This is a genomic window from Pedobacter alluvionis (assembly GCF_003664035.1).
In the GTDB taxonomy this organism is placed as follows: Bacteria; Bacteroidota; Bacteroidia; order Sphingobacteriales; family Sphingobacteriaceae; genus Pedobacter; species Pedobacter alluvionis.
Genome location: NZ_RCCK01000013.1, coordinates 220,143 through 241,754, shown reverse-complemented (window position 1 = coordinate 241,754; position 21,612 = coordinate 220,143). Strand labels below are relative to the sequence as shown.

Below are 21,612 nucleotides of genomic sequence, written 5' to 3'. Positions count from 1 at the left end.
GAGGTTACCGAGTTTTACACCGAGGAAAAAGAGAGAATTTAATCAACTCTGTGCCACTCTGTGATTTTTTCTCTGTGTGCTCCGTGGTTAAACCTTTAAATAGCTGAGTAAAAATAATCGTAGTGCACCAGTGCTTTCTGTTTCTTTTGCCCGATTCTTTCTCTGGCTTTATCAGAACCATATTCTGCTATTCCCAAACCGATCAGGTTATTTTTTTCGTCGATAATTTTAATAATATCACCTTTTAAAAAGTCTGTTTGGATTTCGATAATTCCTACGGGCAATAAACTGGTTGCTTTACCGGAAGTTAATACCGTTTTGGCACCATCGTTTAGCTTTACCACACCGGTTGCTGCTGTTTCGGAATGGGCAATCCATTTTTTCTTGCCTGATTTGCTTTTCTCGGGAACAAAGCGCGTATGCACCAGTTGATTGTTTAATAGAGAAGTCAGCACATCGTCTTTCGTTCCATTGGCAATATGAACCGTTATACCCAGTTTAGCCACTTTTTGTGCCATGGTCGATTTTGTGATCATTCCACCCCGGCCAAACTGCGATTTTCCGGTTTGTATAAAAGAAGCCAGGTTGGCAACAGAACCATTAATTTCCTCAATAACAGCTGAACCCTCAACTTTCGGATCACCGTTGTAGATGCCGTTTACATTTGACAGAATAATCAGGGCATCTGCATTTAACATCGAAGCAATTAACCCTGCCAGTTCATCGTTATCGGTGAACATCAGCTCAGTAACCGAAACTACATCGTTTTCGTTCACCACAGGAATTACCTCGTTCTGAAGCAAAATCTGCAAACAGTTTTTCATGTTTAAATAATGTGCCCGGTCGCGGAAATCTTCCTTCGTAACCAAAACCTGCGCACATTGTATAGCATGTGATGCAAAGAAATTGGAGTAGGTATTGATCAGTTTAACCTGACCAATGGCTGCCAATAGTTGTCGGGTAGTTACAGCATCATGTTTTTCTGATACTTTAATCAAACTTCTTCCCGATGCCACCGCACCTGAAGAAACCAAAATTACTTCAATACCCTGCTTTTTAATATCTGCCAGTTGATTTACAAGGTGTTTGATCCTTGCCTCATCCGGCAAACCGTTCGCCTGCGTAATTACATTCGAACCAACTTTAACAACTATCTTTTTGTACCCTAATTTCATTATGATTTCAAACCGTTTGGATGTAGCAATTTAACATCAATTTTTCTAATTCGGATGATTATCTATAGGCTTGATGGATTTTTACGAAAATGGAAATGAGTTTGGGTTGAGCGTTTGGAGTCAATTAACCGATTTAAACAATTAACTGATTAACCCTCCACAACATTTTAAAGATAACAATCTAACCATTCAACAATTAAACAATCTCTTTTACAATTAACCATCACGCCACTAATCAACCAATGGCTAATGAACTATTGAACTAAATTATTAAATTGCAATTGAACCGAAATCAACCCGCTATGAAATGTATCTTACCCTGCCTTATATTGCTTAGTGCAATTACGGCTTGTAATCACCCTCAAAAGAAAGAAATGAAAGCAATAACGTGGCCTGACGCAAAGGCGCCCATAGCGGAAATTATTCCGCACCAAAGAGTTATACACGGCGATACCGTAGTAGATAATTATTATTGGATGATCGATTACTTTAAAAAAGGACCAGACAGTACGAAAGTTGTCGATTATTTAAAAGCCGAAAATGCTTATCTGGATACCATGATGAAGGGTACCGATCAATTTCAGGCTGATTTATTTAAGGAAATGAAAGGTCGGATCAAAGAAAAAGACGAATCGGTTCCAGTTTTTAGAAATGGCTACTACTATTACTCAAGAACTGAGGATGGACAGCAATACTTTAAATACTGCCGTAAAAAAGGAAGTTTATCTGCAGCGGAAGAAATCTTGCTGGATGTAGATCAGCTGGCAAAAGGCCATTCCTATTACAGCGCCGCCGGATTTAGTGTTAGTCCCGATAATAAACTTTTGGCTTTTGGTGTTGATCAGGTTTCGCGCCGTCAGTACACCATTAACATTAAAAATTTAGAGACTGGCGAAATGTTAAAAGATGCCATTATCAATACAGAAGGTGGGGTGGCATGGGCCAATGATAATAAAACGTTCTTTTACACCTCAAAAAATCCTGTTACGTTACTGAGTGAAAAAATTAAAAAACATGTACTCGGTTCAGATGCCAAAACAGATGCGGTAGTTTACGATGAGAAAGATAACACCAACTATATCGGTGTAGGCAAATCGAAAAACGGAAAGTATATTTTTATCGCTTCGCAGGGAACGCTTACTTCGGAATATAAAATAGTAGATGCCGACCATCCTGAAAGTCCTTTTAAAGTTTTTGCAGCCCGATCAAAAGATGTATTGTATAATGTAATGCCCGTTGATGGCAAATTTTTGATCTTAACCAACTGGAACGCTAAGAATTTCCGTTTAATGGAATGTCCGCTGGATAAAACCGAAAAAGAAAACTGGAAAGAGGTGATTCCGCACCGTGCAGATGTTTTATTGGAAAGTGTTGAAGAATTTAAAGATTTTACTGTTTTATCTGAACGTAAAAACGGATTAACGGAGTTGCGCGTGCTTAAAAAAGATAAAAGCGATTATTATATCAAATTTGATGAACCAGTTTATGATGCTGGCGTAGGCTCAAATCCCGAATACAACAGCACCACATTGCGTTATGCTTATACCTCATTAACTACTCCAAACTCTACCTACGATTACGATCTGGTAAAAAAAGACCAGAAACTAATGAAACAACAGGAAGTTCTGGGCGGCTATAATCCGAAAGATTATGTTACTGAGCGTGTTTTTGCCACTGCTAAAGATGGCACCAAAGTGCCAATTGCCCTGGTTTATAAAAAGGGCTTCGAAAAGAATGGAAAATCACCTCTGTTACTTTATGGTTATGGTTCTTATGGCTCAAATTCGGATGTTTATTTCTCTTCGCCACGTTTGAGTTTGTTGAATAGAGGCTTTGTATTTGCCATCGCCAATATCCGTGGTGGACAGGAAATGGGCCGTCAATGGTACGAAGACGGAAAACTAATGAAAAAGGAAAACACCTTCACCGATTTTATTGCTGCAGGAGAATATTTAATGGATCAGAAATATACCTCAAAAGGCCATTTATATGCCCATGGTGGAAGTGCTGGCGGTTTATTAATGGGGGCTGTAGCCAACATGGCACCCGATTTATGGAACGGTCTTATTGCTGATGTTCCTTTTGTGGATGTAATTAATACTATGCTGGATGAAAGCATTCCACTTACCACAAACGAATTTGATGAGTGGGGAAATCCAAAACAAAAAGCGGCTTACAATTATATGAAAAGCTATTCGCCTTACGAAAACGTAGAGAAAAAAGCTTACCCAAATATATTGGTTACCACAGGTTTACACGATAGCCAGGTGCAATATTTCGAACCGGCAAAATGGGTAGCTAAATTAAGGGCCACAAAAACTGACAAAAATGTGCTGTTGCTTAAAACCAACATGGAATTTGGCCATGGCGGTGCCTCTGGCCGTTTTGATTATTTAAAAGATGTTTCCTTACGCTGGGCATTTTTATTCTCGTTAGAGGGAATAACTAAATAAATTTCCCTAAATCCGTCATTTCGAGCGGAGTGCAACGCAGCCGAGATGACGGATCTTTTTAAACCATTAATAAATTATATTTCACCCCACAATGAACACCAAACTAAAAACACTCCAAATCATCCACCTTGCACTATGCTCAGGCGTTTTACTCTTCGCGTTGGTCACCATTTTCCTTAACCGCGAAATCATATTTTTTGATGCCAATCCACAAACCACCGCGCCCTTTAACCCGATATTTCCGATTACGGGGCTGATTACCATCTCGGGAAGCATTTTCTTCTACAGAAATTTAATTTCTAAAATTGATAAATCTGCTACTGCTGATACTAAGATCAACATGTACCAAAGTGCATTTATCATCAGCGCAGCACTTTTAGAAGGTGGGGCACTTTTTAATATCGTAGGCTTTTTTATCACGCAGAACGCTTTCTTTTTAATTTTTGGTCTAGCTAATTTTGCTTTTCTAGTCCTAAAAAGACCAACTAAAGATAAATTGATTTCCGCCTTACAATTGCAATACCCGGATACCGAGTCTTTATAAGCAATTAGCCTTATCTTTGCCCATTAATGGAATACAATGTTCACACTTTGCCAAATGGCATACGCATATTGCATGTGCCTGCGGCCTCTGCCATATCTCATGCATGCATTATCGTTAATACAGGATCGCGGGACGAGCCTGAAAGCAAAGCAGGTTTAGCACATTTTATTGAGCATCTGATCTTTAAGCGTACCGAAAAACGAAGCACCAACCAGATTCTAAACCGCTTGGAGAGCGTTGGGGCAGACTTAAATGCATATACGACTAAAGAATATACCTGCGTACATGCTTCTTTTTTAAATCCCTATTTAGATAGAACTTTAGATCTCTTTAACGACATTATCTTCCATTCTACTTTTCCTGAAGAAGAAATGGTTAAAGAAAAAGGTGTAATTCTGGATGAAATTTCATCTTATTTAGATCAGCCGGAAGAAGCTATTAATGATGATTTCGAAGATATGCTTTTCGCCGGGCATGCATTGGGAAACAATATTTTGGGTACGATAGAATCTGTTCAAAACTTTAGCCGTGAGGATGTCATCAATTTCAGAAAAGCCAATTATCGCACCAACGAAATTGTGGTGGCTGTTTTAGGAAATTATACTTTAAACAGCGTTGTAAATAAAGGAAGCAAGTATTTTGCTGATGTTGAAGAGAATAATCCGGTTAAAAAAAGAATTAAGCCAGGCATACTTCCGCAGAGCAATACCACCATTTACAAACCAATTATGCAGGCGCATTGTATTTTGGGTACACAGGCCTATTCTACCTATCAGTCGCAAAAAGTTCCTTTAATGCTGCTCAACAATTACTTTGGTGGTAATGGAATGAGCTCTGTTTTAAATCTACAGATCAGGGAGAAATACGGGATTGCTTATACCATCGAATCCAATTTTTCGCCTTTGAGTGATACAGGTATTTTTTCCATTTATTTCGGAACAGATAAAGAAAAACAAACAAAAGCACTCTCTTTAATCTTTAAGGAGATCAAGAAACTTAAAGAGAAACCTTTAAATGAGCTGCAGTTGCAAAAAGCCAAAAACAAATTTATCGGACAGATTGCTTTAGGGGAAGAAAACAGGATCGGTTTAATCATTTCTATGGCGAAAAGTCTGATCGATCATGATAAAATAGATTCGTTAGAAACCGTTTTTGAGAAAATTAATGCCGTTACCACCACACAAATGGCCGATGTTACCCATGAAATTTTAGATATTGAGCAACTGAATATCTTTACTTTCTGCCCAATAGAGGAATAATTGTTATTTTTGTAAAGAATTGCTGTCATACTGAGGTACGATTATCTCATCCCGATAAGCAATTACAATAAATTCAGTAGCAACTTGTTTTCACCCGAACTGCCATGTTAGAGATTCTTCATTGCATTCAGAATGACAAAACTTGCGACAATTAACAAGCTCAGACTGCGGTCTGAAAAAATATAATACAATGAAATTACCAATAGTAGCTTACGGCGATCCGGTTTTAAAAAAGGTGGGTACCGATATCGATAAAGATTATCCCGAATTAAAACAATTAATCAGCGATATGTTCGACACCATGTATTACGCCAATGGGGTGGGTCTTGCTGCACCTCAGATTGGTTTACCGATCCGTTTGTTTATTGTGGATACCGGAGAAGATGAAGACGGCAATCCAGGCTATAAAAAAGTATTTATCAATGCCAGAATTTTAGAAGAAACAGGCGAAGCCTGGAGTTTTAACGAAGGTTGTTTAAGTATTCCTGATATCCGCGAAAACATTATGCGCAAGCCAAATATCAAGATTACCTATTTCGACGAAAACTGGGTAGAGCATACTGATGATGTTGATGGAATGCCTGCACGTGTAATCCAGCACGAATACGACCATATTGAAGGTAAACTCTTTACTGATAAAGTAAGTGTATTGCGTAAAACCATGCTTAAAAGCAAACTGGATGCGATTTCAAAAGGAAATATCAAAACAGATTACAAAATGAAGTTTCCGAATAAGAGCAAAAAAAGATAGGCTTAAAATGGAAGATGTGAGAGGGAAAATGGAAACGTTTTCCCTTTTTTATTTCTGCAATTACCGCAGTCGTCATTTTGAGCGGGGTGCAACGTAGTTTAGAACCAAGATTGCTCAACGAAGCTAAATCTAACTAAATAGATCTCTCCATTTTGCTTCGCTTCAGTCGAGATGACGGCACGATGAAACTAATTCGTCCGGCTCTTATCACCATCAAAAATTTGCTGCATCAGCTTACCCCAGGCGAAAGGATTAAGTAGTGGATTGGTTTGAACCATGTTTTTATTGATCATCCTATCAAAATTATAGCGGTAATTCTGACTGCCGATTTCCTGTCCATCACGTGGTAGCGTTTGAATCAAGCCATCAATTGACGAACGTGAAAGGTTCTTTTTAGCAATGGCCATATCATCATCCGCAAGTTTCATCGATAAAAACTCACGGGTAAATTCTTCTGTTGTAGCCCATGGGAAAACACGCACCGATGGTAAATCGATCACATTAGCTTTCAATTTAACCATAATCGTATACTTGCTATCTGGTGTACTTTCCGGAATCACCGTTGAAAACTTCTTGTAACCAATGGCCGTAAACAAGATCGTATCGCCAGGATTAACAATAAAGGTAAAATATCCTCTATAATCTGCACCAACCCTTTTACTCTTGGCAGAAAGATTGGTGATGGTTACGTAAGGTATCACATTTGAACTGTCGATATCGGTAATAATTCCTGAAAATTGGATGAGTTTATCCTGTTCCGGCTTTTGTTGCGCAAAAGCGGTTACAGAAAAAATTAAGCAAATCAGGACAATACAATATCTCATTAAGACAAAAGTAATTTTATTAATAAAACTTCCTTGTTAAATAGTGTTAAAGCTTAATCTTGCTCTGCCATGTTAACGGCAACTACCGAAGTGATCTGTGGAACAGCTTTCATAATCGCTTGTTCAATCCCAGATTTCATAGTCATGAAACTCATCGGGCAAGAACCGCAATTGCCCAAAAGCTTAAGCTTCACTGTTCCTTCAGATGTAATTTCTTCAACAGAAACATCACCTCCGTCAGCCTTTAAATACGGCCTGATAGTTTCCAATGCCTGTTCTACTTGTTCTGTTAAATTCATTATATATATTTTAATTTATAAAAATAGTAATTTTTTAGCAATTCACCATTTGCGCGTTATTGATGGATATTTGCTGCGCAATTTTACTGGCAATATCTCCAAATACAACATCCAATAACGGGTTTTGATTTAATGCTACAGGTTTCCCCTGATCTCCAGCCTCCGAAATGCTTTGAATAATCGGAATCTCTCCTAAAAACGGCACGTCAAAACGCGCTGCAAGTTCGGTACCGCCACCTTTTCCGAAAATATAATATTTGTTCTCCGGCAATTCTGCTGGTGTAAAATACGACATGTTTTCTATAACCCCTAAAATCGGGATATTAATTCCCGGCATCCTGAACATGGCCAAACCTTTGTGTGTATCAGCCAGTGCAACCTGTTGAGGTGTAGTAACCACAACAGCCCCTGAAATTGGGAAACTTTGCGTAATGGTGATGTGGATATCGCCCGTTCCCGGAGGAAGATCTACGATCAGATAATCCAGTTCCCCCCAGTTGGTATCATTAAACAATTGTTTTACTGCGTTAGATGCCATTGGTCCACGCCATGGCACGGGTTGTCCCGGATCTGCAAAAAAACCCAAGGATAATAACTTTATCCCGTATTTTTCAATTGGTAAAATTTTCGTTTTACCATCAGCGGTTTCTTCGGCACCAGGCTTGGCATCAACCAGATCGAACATGGTTGGTACCGATGGACCATAAATATCTGCATCGATAAGGCCAACTTTAGCGCCATCTTTAGCCAATACAACTGCCAGATTGCTCGCCACAGTAGATTTACCAACTCCCCCTTTTCCAGATGAAACCAAAATAATGTTTTTGATGTTATCTAACGATGATGAATTGCTGGGTTGAGTAACCCTTGAAGTTACATTGATCACCACCTCTGCCGTTTGCGATACAAAATGTTTGATGGCATTTGTACAGGCATTTTTCAGCATCTCCTTCATCGGACATGCCGGTGTAGTAAGCTCCAAGGTAAAATTGACCAGGTTATCTGTAATCTGTAAATCTTTAATCATGTTTAAAGTAACCAGATCTTTTTTAAGATCGGGATCTTCAACATTTTTAAGCGCATCTAAAACTTGTTGCGGGCTAATCTGCATGGTATTAATTTAAATTCAAAATTAACAAAACATAGCCACAAATACTTTTATTTAGGCTTTTTAACTGTAATTTTAACACGAAATAAACATTTAATTGTTACGTTTAAGCAATTAACCATTTTAACGACTATATGCAAATACCAAAAATTAAGATCCCCAAAAAATATTTAAAAATCGGAGCCTGGGTTTTAGGTGTTTTTTTAGTTGTTTGTATTGCTCTGGGAGCGGTAGCTTATAGCAAAAGGGAGGCGCTTCTTAAAAAAATGGTCGCTAAAGCAATTGCCAAGGCTAATAAAGATTATGACCTGGAGGTTAAAATCGGATCAGTAGGTTTCACCGGACTCAGCACGGTTAAAATGACTAATATTACTGTTGTTCCTAAAGAGCGCGATACCCTTTCAAATATTAATGAGCTGAGTGTTAGTGTTAAACTTTTTCCATTAATATTCGGTAACGTAAAACTTTCGGAAGTAAACCTGAAAGACGGTTTTGTTAATGTCGTACTTAAAGATTCGACTACAAATATCGATTTCATCTTAAAACGGAAGAAAAAAGACAGCACTCAAACCAACCGGAAAGCCAATTTATCAGAAATAGCCAGTAACATTTTAAATCAGGTTTTATATAAAATCCCTGACGATATGGATGTAAAAAACATGGTTTTTAGGTTAAATGATCACGATACGGCCAGGTTGAGTTTTGCAACCACTGCAACGATAGATGGCGGCGATTTAAAATCGACCATTGAAGTGAACAACAACGAATCTACCTGGCACGTTAATGGTTATGTTAATCCGGGAAGTAAAAAGTTAAACTTTATAGCATATGCTGATGGAAAAAAGCTGGAATTGCCCTACCTCAATAGTAAACTACATGCCAAGCTTAGCTTCGATACCTTGCAAACTGAGTTAAAAAATGCCAAATATAGTGGCGATGATTATAAGATATCTGGCTCATGGTCAGTTAAAAACATGTTGATTAATCAACACCGTATTGCTTCAAACGATATTATTATCCAAAGTGCAAAACTAGACGCCGATATTTTAGTTGGCCCCAATTACATTGCTTTGGACAGTACCTCAACAGCTTATTTAAAAAATGCACAGATCCATCCTTTTGTTAAATATACCTTAGGAAAGAATAAAATATATGAGCTAAAGCTAAATGCTGAAGAGCAGGATGCGCAAGGGATTTTAGATGCATTTCCACAAGGCTTGTTCGAATCGCTTGAGGGACTTAAAGTACAAGGCAAGGTTAAATATAACCTTAACTTTTACCTGGACACCAAAGTGCCTGATAGTGTGCGTTTCAATTCTACACTAACACCAGTTAATTTCAAAATTGTGCAGTGGGGAAAAACCAACCTGCAAAAAATCAACAATACTTTTGTATATACACCTTACGAATACGGCAAACCGATGCGTGATATTACCATTGGACCATCAAACCCTAATTTCACGCCATTATCAGCCATTTCAAAGAATTTTATCAATGCCGTTTTAACTGCGGAAGATCCTTCGTTTTTTACGCACAATGGTTTTGTTGAAGAATCGATTCGCAAATCAATCGCCGTAAATTTTAAAGAAAAGAAATTTAAGCGTGGTGGTAGTACCATCAGTATGCAACTGGTTAAAAATGTTTATTTAAGCCGTCAGAAAACTTTGGCCCGTAAAGCCGAGGAGATTTTGATTGTTTGGCTTATTGAACATAACCACCTGATTAGCAAACAGCGCATGCTGGAGGTATACTTCAACATCATGGAATTGGGACAGAATATTTATGGGATAGGGGAAGCATCACGATACTATTTTGGAAAACAACCTGCGGATTTAACTATTGGCGATGGACTATTCCTGGCCAGTATTGTACCTAAACCGAAAGCTTCTATGTATAAATTTATGGCCGATGGTAGCCTGAAACCCTATATGTTCAACTACTTCAGGTTTATGGGTAATATTATGGCCAGAAAAGGATTAACACCTGGCGATACCTCTGGTTATGGCTTTTATAATGTTCGCCTGAGAGAAGGACTCCGTCGTTACTTAGCACCTGACACGGCTGTGGTTGATACCTCTGCGTTTGACGATGATGGAGATGGATTACCGGTTGTAATTGTACACGATAAAAATAAAAGTTTCTTCGACCGCCTTTTTGGTAGTGGAGCTAAAAAAGACACTACGACAAATAAACAGACCACCGCGCCTGCTGATACCACCAAAACTAAAAAGCAGTTGAGGCAGGAGCGCAGGGAAGAACGAAGAAGACAAAAAGAATTGGAAAAGGCGCAGCAGTAGTAGCCCGTTTTCAGTTGACAATTGGCAGTTCACAGTTCAGCCAAACGATAAAACAATTAACATTTATACAATTAACCATCCCATAGCGGCATGCACAAAATAAAAGTAGAGGATAAGGAGTTCGAGATATTTTTAGAAAATGATACCTTAAACAAACGAATCCGTTTGATGGGCATTCAGATGAACGTTGATTATGAAGGCAAATGCCCCTTATTTATCGGCGTGCTGAATGGCAGTTTTTTATTTATGGCTGATTTGATCAAAGAGATTAATGTGCCTTGCGAAGTTGCTTTTATGCGTGTAGCTTCCTACGAAGGAACAGCAAGTTCAGGGAATGTAAAAGAGCTGATCGGATTGCCGGATAACATCGAGGGCAGAGATATTGTTATTGTAGAAGACATTGTTGATACGGGCTTAACCTTAACGCATATTTTAAAAACGATAAAAGAAAAAAATCCGGCATCGGTTAAAGTAGCTTCTCTTTTACTTAAGCCAAGTGCGCTAAAATATCAAATTGAAGAGCTGGAATACCTTGGTTTTGAAATTCCTAACGAGTTTGTGGTAGGTTACGGACTGGATTATAACGGACTTGGCAGAAACCTTACTGATATTTACAGGGCAACCGGGGCATAATTTTTAGATTGGATTAATATATTTTTTGCACCTTTGCCCAATAATTTTTAGCACAATGACCATACATAAAGAAGGTTACACCACCATTGCCTTAAGCATATTATTTATCTTCGTAATCAACGCGGTTGTTGATTATAAATACCACGATATTACCTGGCTGCGCTGGTTCATTTATATTTTTTCAGCTGTATTATTCATTATTGTACTGCAGTTTTTCCGCAATCCGAGCCGCAGCTTTTCTTCAGGCGATAACCTGGTTATTTGCCCTGCAGATGGTAAAGTAGTGGTAATTGAAGAAACTGAAGAAGGAGAATATTTTAAAGATAAACGTTTACAGGTTTCGATTTTTATGTCGCCAGTAAATGTTCACATTAACCGTAATCCAATTTCGGGAGTGGTAAAATTCTTCAAATATCACCCGGGAAAATATCTTGCAGCGTGGAATCCAAAATCATCTACCGAAAATGAACGTACAACCACTGTTGTCGAGCATAAAAACGGCACACCGGTATTGTTCCGTCAAATTGCAGGTGCCTTAGCACGCAGAATTGTATGGTATGTAAAAGAAGGCGACCAGGTGATACAAACTGAACAGTTCGGTTTTATCAAATTCGGATCAAGGGTAGATGTTTTTCTTCCCGTAGGCACCAAAGTTAACGTAGAACTTAACCAGGTTGTAAAAGGCGGAATCACCACATTGGCAACTTTAAGCTAAGGATATAATGTTTATAAAAAATCCGGTTTAGTTAATGCTAACCCGGATTTTTGTTTTTACGACCACTTGATTAACGCGGTGTTATGTGAGGACACAGACCGCAGGAAGTAAAAGAATTTTGAAACACTAAAGAATCCACTTAAACCTGATAGCAACGGAAAGCCCGGATCCCGATTTTTCATCGGGAGAGGACTTGTAGTGAATAGCAGGAACAAACTTTAATAGTTCCACAGGCTTTGCTTTCCAAAAAAAAGCAACTTTTTTTCCTTATCCATTACATCTTCTGTATCGCAATTTCTTTAATTTACGCAGTGGTTTGTGGAGACAAAAACCACGGGATCAGAACTAATCTGTAGCATCATTACCCACTTCTTTTTCTGTGGCATTGCCAAGGGGCCTGTCGCTAATTAAACGTTGTGTTGGGTAAGCGAAATCAGATTTATTACGGATCACAATATCCATAATCTCCAGGTTGATTTCCTGCCTGATTTTAAGGAATTCGGAATAATTAAGTACCGTTACAAAATAATTAACTTCAACATTCAAACCAGAATCGCCAAAGCTTTTAAAAGAGGCATTTCCATCATCGCTGGTACCCTCATGATTATTGATGTAACTTTCAATTTCGGTTATAATTTTTCTTAGCGAATCGGAACTGGTTTCGTATGTAAGTCCAATCACAAATGATACTTTACGTGAATTTCTCAATGAAAGATTTTCTAAAACCCCATCTATCATGCCCCTATTCGGTAGGGTAGCCATGGTTTTTTCGGAAGTTCTGATCCTTGTGCTTCTGAAACCAACCTTTTCTACAGTGCCTTCCACACCATCAACCTTCACCAGGTCGCCAACGGTAAAAGGTTTATCTAAAAAGATGGTGAACGAACCTATTAAGTTTTCTAAGCTCTCTTTAGCCGCCAATGCAATAGCAATACCACCAATACCCAATCCGGTTATCAGCGTCAATACATTAACCTCGAAAACAAAACCCAGCAGGGTAAAAAAACCAATAAAGATTACAACCGTTTTCAACAGCTCTTTTAAAAAGGGCACCAGTTGGTCGTCAGATTTATTATCAGTAAGCGATGCTTTATATAACCAAACGTGACTAATGAAATCGATTATCCTTAAAATAATCCAAAAAACAGATAGGATGATCCCAAACAAAAATATCCGGTCGATACAATCGCCAATGGTTACCGGTATCAATTCTTTAACCTTACCGATTAGTTTACTATAATGGAATACAGCTACCTCTAACGGGTGTTTTAACTGGTTAATGGAAAGATAAAGTGTAGTTAAAAGAATAAAAACCTCTATCGGCTTAAGTAAAAGCCCAACAAATGCTTCGTCATGAGATTGATTAGAGAAATTTTTAAAGAGCCTAAACAGCAGTTTACTTAAAAGTTTTGATACAATCCTTTTGAATATTAGGCCAAAAAAAAGAATGCCACCTAAAAGAAAATAGGCTTTTACAGTATTGCCCCAAAAAACCTGGTCGAAAAAAGCAGAATCTAACATTTAACAAAGGTATAAACAAAAAAACCTCCACGAAATTAATCGTGAAGGCTATATCTTATAATAAAGAATATTATTTTCTCAAAGATTTGATACGAGCAGCTTTACCAGTTAAAGCACGTAAATAGAACAATTTCGCTCTACGAACTTTACCATAGCTATTTACTTCTACCTTCTCAATGTTTGGAGAATTGATAGGAAAAATACGCTCAACCCCAATACCGTTGCTCATTTTACGAACGGTAAAGGTTTCGTTAGCACCTGCACTGTTACGTTGTATCACAACACCTTGGTAAATTTGGATACGTTCCTTATTACCTTCGCGAATTTTATAGTGTACGCTCACTGTATCGCCAGACTTGAACGCAGGAAAATCTTTTTTCGCGATGGCCTGCTCTTCAACAAATTTTACTAAATCCATGATTTTAAGCTATTAAATCGATATTTCATCCCGTGAAAATCGGATTGCAATATTAGGGATTATTTTTGATAAAAAAAAACCTAATTTAATTTTTTCCACATTCTTTATGAATTCCACATTCGATTGCGTTAAATGCTTCTATTCCAAAAGGTCAGGACGGCGCGTTTTAGTCCGCTCTAAGGCCTGTTCGTGTCTCCACTCATTCACTTTTGCCTCGTGGCCACTTAATAAAACATCTGGCACTTTATGTCCACGCCAATCTGCCGGCCGTGTGTAAACTGGCGCATCAAGCAATTCTCCCTGAAAACTATCAGACAGGGCAGAAGTCTCATCATTTAAAACACCAGGGATTAAACGCACCACAGCATCTACCACAATCGCAGCAGGAAGCTCCCCGCCGCTTAAAACATAATCACCTACAGAAATCTCCCTCGTCACAAAGATATCGCGTATACGCTGATCTATGCCTTTGTAATGGCCACATAAAATAATGATGTTATTTTTAATAGAAAGCTCGTTGGCTGTACTTTGATTTAAAGTAACACCATCGGGACTCATGAAAATAATTTCATCGTAATCGCGCTCAGTCTGAAGTTTTTCTATACACGCTGCAAAGGGTTCGATACTCATCACCATACCGCTTCCTCCGCCATATTGATAATCATCTACACTTTTTTGTTTATTAGTGGCGTAATCCCGCAGGTTATGTACCACGATTTCGGCAATGCCTTTTTTTTGTGCACGTTGCAAAATAGAATGGGCAAACGGGCTTTCTAATAAAGCGGGCAGAACTGTTATAATATCGAAACGCATAACGCAAAGGTAAGTCTTTAGTCCGAAGTCTTTAGCCCGAAGTCGAATTTTGCTATGTTCAGAATCAACTTTAGCTCTTATAGCAACTCATTTTTGTAAATATTAATCCAAGGTATTAACCTTTACCAGATCGCTCGCCCACTGCAACGGCTTCCTACCGCTCCTTCCATCAACAACGCCGCTTACTTTCATCGTTTTTTGGTCATTGCCAAAGGTATAATAGTTTGCATATTGCCTGCCTTTAAGATCGTAAGTAGCATCGGGCCTTGCATCAGAAATATTTAACACATACATGTTGCCGGATAAAATTTTAAATGTGCCGCTATGTGTGATGATTTGCACGCCACCTTCTTTGGCGATATTGTAAAAACTTCCATCCGCTTTAAAAACGATTTTGCACCCCGGATTACTGGTATCGTTCCAGATACCAACAAAGGGTTTAATTTCTTTCAAATTTGCCTGTTGTACGGTTTTACAGGAAATGATTGTAAGCACGGCGAGAAAAACCATGGCGATTTTTAATGTTCTTTTGAGCATGTTAATTTGATTAGAATGAAATCTAAATTAATAATTTTTCTTCAAAAAACATATACTGTTAATCACCTTCTCCTAGCTCAAATACTTTTTCTACGCTCTTTTCAAAAACGCAGGTCATTTTAAGGACAAGGCGGTCAACTAAACATATTTGCCTGATTATATGGCACTTATAGGCTACCTAAAAACCCGAATTAAATATTTTAATCAATTTTACTAAAAGATTGTTTTATTTTACAAACGGACTTAGGAGCAGTAAAAAATCAGAAAATATTTTTTGACCTTTTAGCTTTCCAGATAAATATCAAGCAAACCTTCGGGTAAATCGAGGGTTAGTGTTTTTTCATCCTCATCGTATTCTACAATAAAATCTTCATTTAAAGGGAACAAGATTTCGGTTTCTTTGTACATCACTGTAGCCACAAATTGTTGTGGGTATTCGTTTACTTCCAAAATTTCGCCTAGTTCACCCAAAGTTTCATCTATTGCTAAATAACCTTTAAAGTCGGTATAGAAAAATTCTCCTTCTTCGCGTTCTGGCATTTGCGACAGGGGCAGGTACAGTTTCTTTTTTAGTAGCGGCTGCACTTTATCGATATGATCAGCATCATCAAAATTAAAATAACCAGTTTTATTGGCTTGTAATTTTGCCGAAGCCACAAAATAGGGAACAAGCTTACCATTCATATCGGCAAATACCACATCAAATTCGAGTTGTTCGTATTCATCAAATTCGAAAAATACCTGAACTTCTCCCTTTAAACCCCTCGTTTTAGTAACGTAACCTATATAAAATGCTTCTTCGTGTTTCATATTATTACATTGTCATCCTGAGGCACGAAGGATCTGTTTCATCATTATCAGATCCTTCGTGCCTCAGGATGACATTTTTAGTTAAAAAAATAGCGTTCCGAATATCCGGAACGCTATTTTATGAGACAAAATAATTAAAATTATTCTGCTCCTTCTTCTTTAGTAGCTTCTGCTGCAGGAGCTTCTTCAGTTGCTTCAGCCTCAACAGCTGGAGCTTCTTCTTCAACAACCTCTTCTGCAACTGGTGCATTTTTAGCTGCGATAGCTGCTGCTTTATCTTCTTTTTTCTTAGCTTCTGCTGCTAATGCTGCTTTACGCGCATCTGCTTTAGAAGTAGCTAAACCTTCTGTTTTACCAGAAATTTTACCCGCTTTAGCATCTAACCAAGCTGCAAATTTTTCATCTGCCTGTTCTTGAGTTAAAGCTCCTTTTTTAACACCACCTTCTAAGTGTTTTTTGTATAAAACACCTTTGTAAGAAAGGATAGCACGAGCAGTATCAGTTGGTTGTGCACCACTGTTAACCCAAGCTAAAGTTTTTTCGAAGTTAATTTCGATGGTAGCAGGATTGGTATTTGGGTTGTAAGAACCTAAACGCTCAATAAATTTACCATCACGTGGAGAGCGGGAATCTGCTACCACAACGTGGAAAAAAGGTTTTCCTTTTTTACCGAATCTTTGCAATCTGATTTTAGTTGCCATTTCTTTTTGTATTTATGTATTCAACATAGTTCCCGGAGCTTCATGCTGCGGGGCTGCAAAGATAACTAAAATACTGTAAATTAAAAACATAGTTTAATTTCTTTGTTTTCAGGATATTTGCGCCAAAATATTTGCAGGTACAGAATGGAAAGAATTGCGATTGATATGGACGAGGTGATTGCCGATGCCGTTGGAAAATTTATTAAATTATATAACCGGGATTTTAATGTTCCGCTTGATTTAAAGATTGACGCAGGAAACGAGATTTACCACCACGTTCCACAGGATGTTAACCAAAAATGGTTCGAATATATCAATGAACCTGGCTTTTTTCGCGACCTTGAAGTTATTGCAGATAGCCAAAGGGTAATTAAAGCCTTACAGGAAAAATATGATGTGTACATTGTTTCGGCAGCAATGGAGTTCCGCAACTCATTGATCGACAAATACGATTGGATGTCCGAACATTTTCCTTTCATTGATTGGCAGCACATTATGTTTTGCGGAAATAAAATTGTGAATGTTGACATCATCATTGATGACCGTATTAAAAACTTTGTAAATTTCAACGGTCGACCGTTATTATTTTCTTCGCCCCACAATTTGCTCATAACGGAATACGAACGTGTAAATACCTGGGAAGAGGTAGCGGGTTTGTTGCTATAATAATATGAATGCAACTAATCAATATAATCCTAAAAATTAAATTCACCTACCAGGTTTCCCCCGCGACTCTCAATTGTGAGCGACAATACAATTACTTTTCTTTGCTGTTTACCAACAGCCTCTTTCTATTCTGCAGTTTCGGCTTGTTGTACTTTTAACACCGGCATTTGTGCATGAGCAAAAAAGGCAATCAATAATAATGGGAGGACGAGTAAAGCTTTAGATGTGTTCATAAACAAGGATTTTTAATATTGATGCAAAAGCAGCAAAGATTTCATAAATTTATTTTTTAGAAACACTTAGCGCCCTTACATTTAGCGGGACAAACACCTAACAAAGCTTTTCTGAAAATTGTAACATTTTTTAAAAAATTTGTTCTAATGATAAAAAAACTGAAACGATGTTAGTAACTACAACGCCTACGGTTGAGGGCAGAAAAATTATAAAATATATCGGTTTAGTAACCGGAGAAACCATTATTGGCGCAAATATTTTTAAAGATTTATTTGCTGGAATAACAGATATAGTAGGAGGCAGATCGAGTTCTTACGAGCGCGTTTTAAGAGAGGGAAAAGATACAGCTGTTAACGAAATGCAGCAGTACGCAGCCGCATTAGGTGCAAATGCAATTGTTGGCGTAGATTTAGATTATGAAACTGTAGGCAGCGGAGGTAGCATGCTCATGGTGAGTGCCAATGGTACTGCTGTTATTTTAGCAGATTAAGAAATTGCTTATTGCGAAAACTAAGCAAAAACAAGAAAGTCTTTCCGGTGCGGGAAAGACTTTTCTTTTTATATCCTTGTTTTCGATTAAAACGAAAGTATATCAATGAGTTTAAGCCATTTGGCGCTCACTTTCTCGGCATTAATGTGTTTAATGGCATGATCGAAAGGAGTAAAGATAATTTCGCGGTTTACCTGGCCGGCCATTACACCACTTTCGCCATTAATTAACCCTTCTACAGCAGCAACACCTAAACGGCTCGCCAGCACCCGGTCCATACAGGTAGGTTTACCCCCACGCTGAATGTGCCCCAGAACTGAAACCTTGGTATCGTAATGGGGATATTTTTCCTGTAAAATTTCGCCAACTTTAAATGCACCGCCTGTATCATCGCCTTCAGCAACAATAATAATTTTCGAGGCTTTATCTTTACGGCTATGCTCTAATTTATGTAAAATATCATCAGCGTTCATGTTTGCCTCTGGAATCATGATAGCCTCTGCGCCCACACCAATTCCACTTCTTAAAGCAATTAGCCCGGAGTCGCGACCCATCACTTCCACGATGAATAATCTATCGTGCGATTCAGCCGTGTCCCTGATCCTATCTACCGCATCAATAACAGTGTTGATGGCAGAATCATAACCGATGGTAAAATCGGTACCTGCCAAATCGTTATCAATTGTTCCAGGTAAACCTACAATCGGGAAATCGAACTCTTTAGAAAAAATATTGGCACCCGTAAATGTTCCGTCACCACCAATTACCACTAAAGCATCAATGCCTTTAGCTTTCAGATTTTCATAAGCTTTTTTTCTGCCCTCAACGGTTCTAAAAGCTTCACTACGTGCAGTTTTTAAAATGGTTCCTCCGCGCTGGATAATATTCGCTACAGATTTGCGGTCCATAGGGATAAAATCATTGTTGATCAGCCCTTCGTATCCACGGATAAATCCTGTTACTTCAATATCATAATAAATAGAGCCCCTAACTACGGCCCTAATTGCGGCGTTCATGCCTGGCGAATCTCCGCCAGAGGTTAAAACACCAATATTCTTAATCTTATTCATTTGTTTGTTTCTTGGCAAATCCTGATAATCCATTATCCAGATATTGCAAATATTTGTCTATATCAAATTCTACTCCAATAGGAGGCGAAACTAATTCTTTTTCATCAGTACCCAAAAGTACATAATATGGTTGCGAAATGGTATTAAATCTTTCAGCCTGCAAATGTTTGAATTTTTTACCAACGGTATTCACTTTTGTGCCTAAAATTTTAGAGTCAAATTGCTCCGCTTCAGGTAAACTGGTTTTATCATCTGTATAAAGCGATACCACAATATAATCTTCTTTCAATTTTTTAAGCACTCTTGGGTCAGACCAGACCCTGGCTTCCATTTCTCTGCAATTTACACATCCATGCCCGGTGAAATCTAAAAACAATGGTTTTTTTACCTCTTTAGCATAGGCAAGGGCTTCCTGGTAATCGAAGAACCCGTCGATATTATGCGGAATGTGCAGGAATTCTGAATATTTCCTTTTAGCATGTATAGATGCCTGGCTTGGACTTGAGCCACCGCCACCATCTTGCCCGATTACAAAATCCTGGGTGGATAAAGGCGGCACCAATGCACTCACTGCTTTTAAAGGTGCTCCCCATAAGCCCGGAATAAGATAAATGGCAAATACAAAAGTTGCTGTTGCAATAAATAATCTTGGCACTGAAACATAAGGGAGCTCGCTATCATGAGAAAACTTAATTTTTCCCAATAAATAAACACCCAAAATTAAGGCAAGTACAATCCAGATGGCCAGGAATATCTCACGGTCCAATATTCCCCAGTGATAGGCCAAATCTGCTGTTGAAAGGAATTTTAATGATAAACCCAATTCTAAGAACCCCAGAAAAACCTTGATTGAGTTTAACCAACCGCCTGATTTTGGTAGCCCCGTCATTAAACTTGGGAAAATAGCAAACATGGTAAAAATTAACGCCAATGATAACGAAAAGCCGAACATAACGATAACAGGTGTTAACAGATCGGTATTAATGGCAACCAATGAGGTTCCAATTAATGGCCCAGTACAAGAAAAGGAAACTACCGCCAAGGTTGCTGCCATAAAAAAGATTCCGCTTAAACCTTTAGCATCCGATTTTGCATCCAGTTTATTTACAAACGAACTAGGCAGCGTAATTTCGAAAGCGCCTAGAAACGATACGCCAAAAACAATCAGAATAAGGAAGATGAAAATATTAAAAAATCCATCGGTCGATATTTCATTTAATGCACTTGCGCCCCAGATCAAGGTAATAATTACGCCTAAACCTACATAAATTACAATGATCGATAAACCATAAATAATGGCACTTCTGATTCCTTTTGCCCTGCTTTCGGCTCTTTTGGTAAAGAAGCCCACAGTAAGCGGAACCATCGGAAAAATACATGGAAGAAAAAAAGCGGCAATACCGGCCAAAAGGCCTAAACCAAAGGTTACCCAAAGCGATTGTTTTGGCGCATCTTTGCCAGCTACCGTAGCTTTTTCTACTTTTTTAACCGTATCCTTTTTAAGGGTATCTTTTTCCGTTTTTACCTGCTTATTGCCAGCACTATCCTGTGCAGAACCTACTTCTGTAAAAACAATATCATCTGGAGGAGCAGTTGCTGTGGTATCTTGTGTTACAAGGGAGTAACTCTTAATAGCTGGCAATGCAATAAACATTGTAGCCATTAACAACAATAATAAAACCTTTTTCATTTGTGTGTTTTGTGTGTGTGTTTTGAATCCGTGAAATTAAGAATAATTTTAGAAACGATTTTTTTTAAACCACAACACTTCGTAGATTTTACTTTAAAAAGAAACAGTCCCGAAAATCCGGGACTGTTTGCAAATATTTTGATGTCAACTATTTAACCGGAATACTAAACTCAACTTCTTCTGGCGGAAGACATTGTTTATCGTTACAAACCATAAACTCTACAACACCTTTAACCACAGTAGTTGCTTTGTTAAGTTTAATTTTTTGTTGAAAGATTACCGCTTTTTCAAAATAACTTACATTCATTTTAAAAGTGCTTTCATATTTAACAATAGCTTTAGGCTCAATTGTTTTACCTACAAGACTGAAGTCTTTAGAGGGAGTAAAAGTAAACGTGGTTTTTACAGGCCCTCCGTCTTTCACATTCTGAGAATAAATATGCCATCTGTCATCAATTGTGGCCTTTAAATAAATTATAGCTTCGGTTTTACTTACTTTCTTTGCAGAATAAGCCCATGTTACCGGTTTTTCAATTTGAGCGAATGCGCCAGCAACAGCAAAAAGTACCATCGAAAGCACCAGGGTGATTTTTTTCATTTGTGT

At 38.1% G+C, this 21,612-nt stretch carries 22 protein-coding genes; 9 read left to right on the top strand and 13 right to left on the bottom strand.

Features of this window, described 5'->3' with window-relative positions:
- Positions 1-95 precede the first annotated feature (95 nt).
- A complete protein-coding gene (proB, locus tag BCL90_RS17875; RefSeq protein WP_121285431.1) occupies positions 96-1,175 on the bottom strand; it encodes a glutamate 5-kinase in 1,080 nt (359 codons plus the stop codon).
- Positions 1,176-1,549: 374 nt separating this feature from the next.
- Between proB and BCL90_RS17870 the strand changes: the two genes are divergently transcribed.
- The 4 genes from BCL90_RS17870 (at position 1,550) to def (ending at position 6,182) form a co-directional block, all read left to right on the top strand.
- Positions 1,550-3,628: a S9 family peptidase gene (locus tag BCL90_RS17870; protein ID WP_317126838.1), complete on the top strand. Its 2,079-nt coding sequence runs from the start codon at positions 1,550-1,552 to the stop codon at positions 3,626-3,628.
- 91 nt (positions 3,629-3,719) lie between these two features.
- Positions 3,720-4,172, top strand: a complete 453-nt coding sequence (locus tag BCL90_RS17865; RefSeq protein WP_121285427.1) for a hypothetical protein — start codon at positions 3,720-3,722, stop codon at positions 4,170-4,172.
- Positions 4,173-4,198: 26 nt separating this feature from the next.
- Entirely contained in the window at positions 4,199-5,431 is a 1,233-nt protein-coding gene (locus tag BCL90_RS17860) for a M16 family metallopeptidase (protein WP_121285425.1), read from the top strand.
- A 190-nt stretch (positions 5,432-5,621) separates the two neighbouring features.
- Positions 5,622-6,182, top strand: coding sequence for a peptide deformylase (gene def / locus BCL90_RS17855; protein WP_121285423.1), 561 nt, complete (start codon positions 5,622-5,624; stop codon positions 6,180-6,182).
- A gap of 188 nt (positions 6,183-6,370) precedes the next feature.
- Here the strand turns inward: def and BCL90_RS17850 are convergent, their stop codons facing one another.
- From BCL90_RS17850 to BCL90_RS17840, 3 genes are read right to left on the bottom strand one after another with little or no spacing between them, the layout of a single operon-like run.
- Positions 6,371-7,006 carry a peptidase associated/transthyretin-like domain-containing protein gene (locus tag BCL90_RS17850; RefSeq protein ID WP_121285421.1) on the bottom strand — a complete coding sequence of 212 codons (636 nt, stop codon included), beginning with the start codon at positions 7,004-7,006 and terminating at the stop codon, positions 6,371-6,373.
- A 53-nt stretch (positions 7,007-7,059) separates the two neighbouring features.
- Positions 7,060-7,305 (bottom strand): NifU family protein, encoded by a 246-nt coding sequence (locus BCL90_RS17845; protein ID WP_029274884.1) that lies wholly within the window; start codon positions 7,303-7,305, stop codon positions 7,060-7,062.
- A 34-nt stretch (positions 7,306-7,339) separates the two neighbouring features.
- Positions 7,340-8,416 carry an Mrp/NBP35 family ATP-binding protein gene (locus BCL90_RS17840; protein WP_121285419.1) on the bottom strand — a complete coding sequence of 359 codons (1,077 nt, stop codon included), beginning with the start codon at positions 8,414-8,416 and terminating at the stop codon, positions 7,340-7,342.
- Between the two features lie 131 nt (positions 8,417-8,547).
- Between BCL90_RS17840 and BCL90_RS17835 the strand changes: the two genes are divergently transcribed.
- The 3 genes from BCL90_RS17835 (at position 8,548) to BCL90_RS17825 (ending at position 12,058) form a co-directional block, all read left to right on the top strand.
- On the top strand, positions 8,548-10,710 hold the full coding sequence (locus tag BCL90_RS17835; RefSeq protein WP_121285417.1) for a transglycosylase domain-containing protein: 2,163 nt from the start codon (positions 8,548-8,550) through the stop codon (positions 10,708-10,710).
- Positions 10,711-10,800: 90 nt separating this feature from the next.
- Positions 10,801-11,343 (top strand): hypoxanthine phosphoribosyltransferase, encoded by a 543-nt coding sequence (gene hpt / locus BCL90_RS17830; RefSeq protein WP_121285415.1) that lies wholly within the window; start codon positions 10,801-10,803, stop codon positions 11,341-11,343.
- 55 nt (positions 11,344-11,398) lie between these two features.
- Positions 11,399-12,058: a phosphatidylserine decarboxylase family protein gene (locus tag BCL90_RS17825; protein WP_121285413.1), complete on the top strand. Its 660-nt coding sequence runs from the start codon at positions 11,399-11,401 to the stop codon at positions 12,056-12,058.
- Positions 12,059-12,403: 345 nt separating this feature from the next.
- Here the strand turns inward: BCL90_RS17825 and BCL90_RS17820 are convergent, their stop codons facing one another.
- The 6 genes from BCL90_RS17820 to BCL90_RS17795 all read right to left on the bottom strand — a co-directional run bounded on the left by BCL90_RS17820 (position 12,404) and on the right by BCL90_RS17795 (position 16,858).
- The gene (locus BCL90_RS17820; RefSeq protein ID WP_121285411.1) at positions 12,404-13,579 is read right to left on the bottom strand and encodes a mechanosensitive ion channel family protein; all 1,176 of its coding nucleotides are present in this window, start codon (positions 13,577-13,579) and stop codon (positions 12,404-12,406) included.
- Positions 13,580-13,649: 70 nt separating this feature from the next.
- The gene (rplS, locus tag BCL90_RS17815; protein ID WP_121285409.1) at positions 13,650-13,997 is read right to left on the bottom strand and encodes a 50S ribosomal protein L19; all 348 of its coding nucleotides are present in this window, start codon (positions 13,995-13,997) and stop codon (positions 13,650-13,652) included.
- Between the two features lie 138 nt (positions 13,998-14,135).
- Entirely contained in the window at positions 14,136-14,810 is a 675-nt protein-coding gene (trmD, locus tag BCL90_RS17810) for a tRNA (guanosine(37)-N1)-methyltransferase TrmD (RefSeq protein ID WP_121285407.1), read from the bottom strand.
- Positions 14,811-14,912: 102 nt separating this feature from the next.
- Entirely contained in the window at positions 14,913-15,347 is a 435-nt protein-coding gene (locus tag BCL90_RS17805; protein ID WP_121285405.1) for a hypothetical protein, read from the bottom strand.
- 282 nt (positions 15,348-15,629) lie between these two features.
- On the bottom strand, positions 15,630-16,157 hold the full coding sequence (gene rimM / locus BCL90_RS17800) for a ribosome maturation factor RimM (protein WP_121285403.1): 528 nt from the start codon (positions 16,155-16,157) through the stop codon (positions 15,630-15,632).
- 140 nt (positions 16,158-16,297) lie between these two features.
- Complete coding sequence (locus BCL90_RS17795) at positions 16,298-16,858, bottom strand: 30S ribosomal protein S16 (RefSeq protein WP_121285401.1); 561 nt, start codon at positions 16,856-16,858, stop codon at positions 16,298-16,300.
- Between the two features lie 144 nt (positions 16,859-17,002).
- On the opposite strand from BCL90_RS17795, the gene BCL90_RS17790 reads away from it, so the two are divergent.
- Together BCL90_RS17790 and BCL90_RS17785 are read left to right on the top strand one after the other, a co-directional pair.
- Positions 17,003-17,524 (top strand): 5' nucleotidase, NT5C type, encoded by a 522-nt coding sequence (locus tag BCL90_RS17790; RefSeq protein WP_166792091.1) that lies wholly within the window; start codon positions 17,003-17,005, stop codon positions 17,522-17,524.
- A 400-nt stretch (positions 17,525-17,924) separates the two neighbouring features.
- Positions 17,925-18,248: a heavy metal-binding domain-containing protein gene (locus BCL90_RS17785; protein ID WP_090497467.1), complete on the top strand. Its 324-nt coding sequence runs from the start codon at positions 17,925-17,927 to the stop codon at positions 18,246-18,248.
- A gap of 86 nt (positions 18,249-18,334) precedes the next feature.
- On the opposite strand, the gene pfkA is transcribed toward BCL90_RS17785, so the two are convergent.
- The 3 genes from pfkA to BCL90_RS17770 form a co-directional block, all read right to left on the bottom strand.
- Positions 18,335-19,318 (bottom strand): 6-phosphofructokinase, encoded by a 984-nt coding sequence (pfkA, locus tag BCL90_RS17780; RefSeq protein ID WP_121286192.1) that lies wholly within the window; start codon positions 19,316-19,318, stop codon positions 18,335-18,337.
- Positions 19,311-21,008 carry a protein-disulfide reductase DsbD family protein gene (locus tag BCL90_RS17775; RefSeq protein ID WP_121285399.1) on the bottom strand — a complete coding sequence of 566 codons (1,698 nt, stop codon included), beginning with the start codon at positions 21,006-21,008 and terminating at the stop codon, positions 19,311-19,313. The genes pfkA and BCL90_RS17775 overlap by 8 nt, the downstream gene beginning before the upstream one ends.
- Positions 21,009-21,156: 148 nt before the next feature.
- Positions 21,157-21,606: a protein-disulfide reductase DsbD domain-containing protein gene (locus BCL90_RS17770; RefSeq protein WP_121285397.1), complete on the bottom strand. Its 450-nt coding sequence runs from the start codon at positions 21,604-21,606 to the stop codon at positions 21,157-21,159.
- Positions 21,607-21,612: the final 6 nt, after the last annotated feature.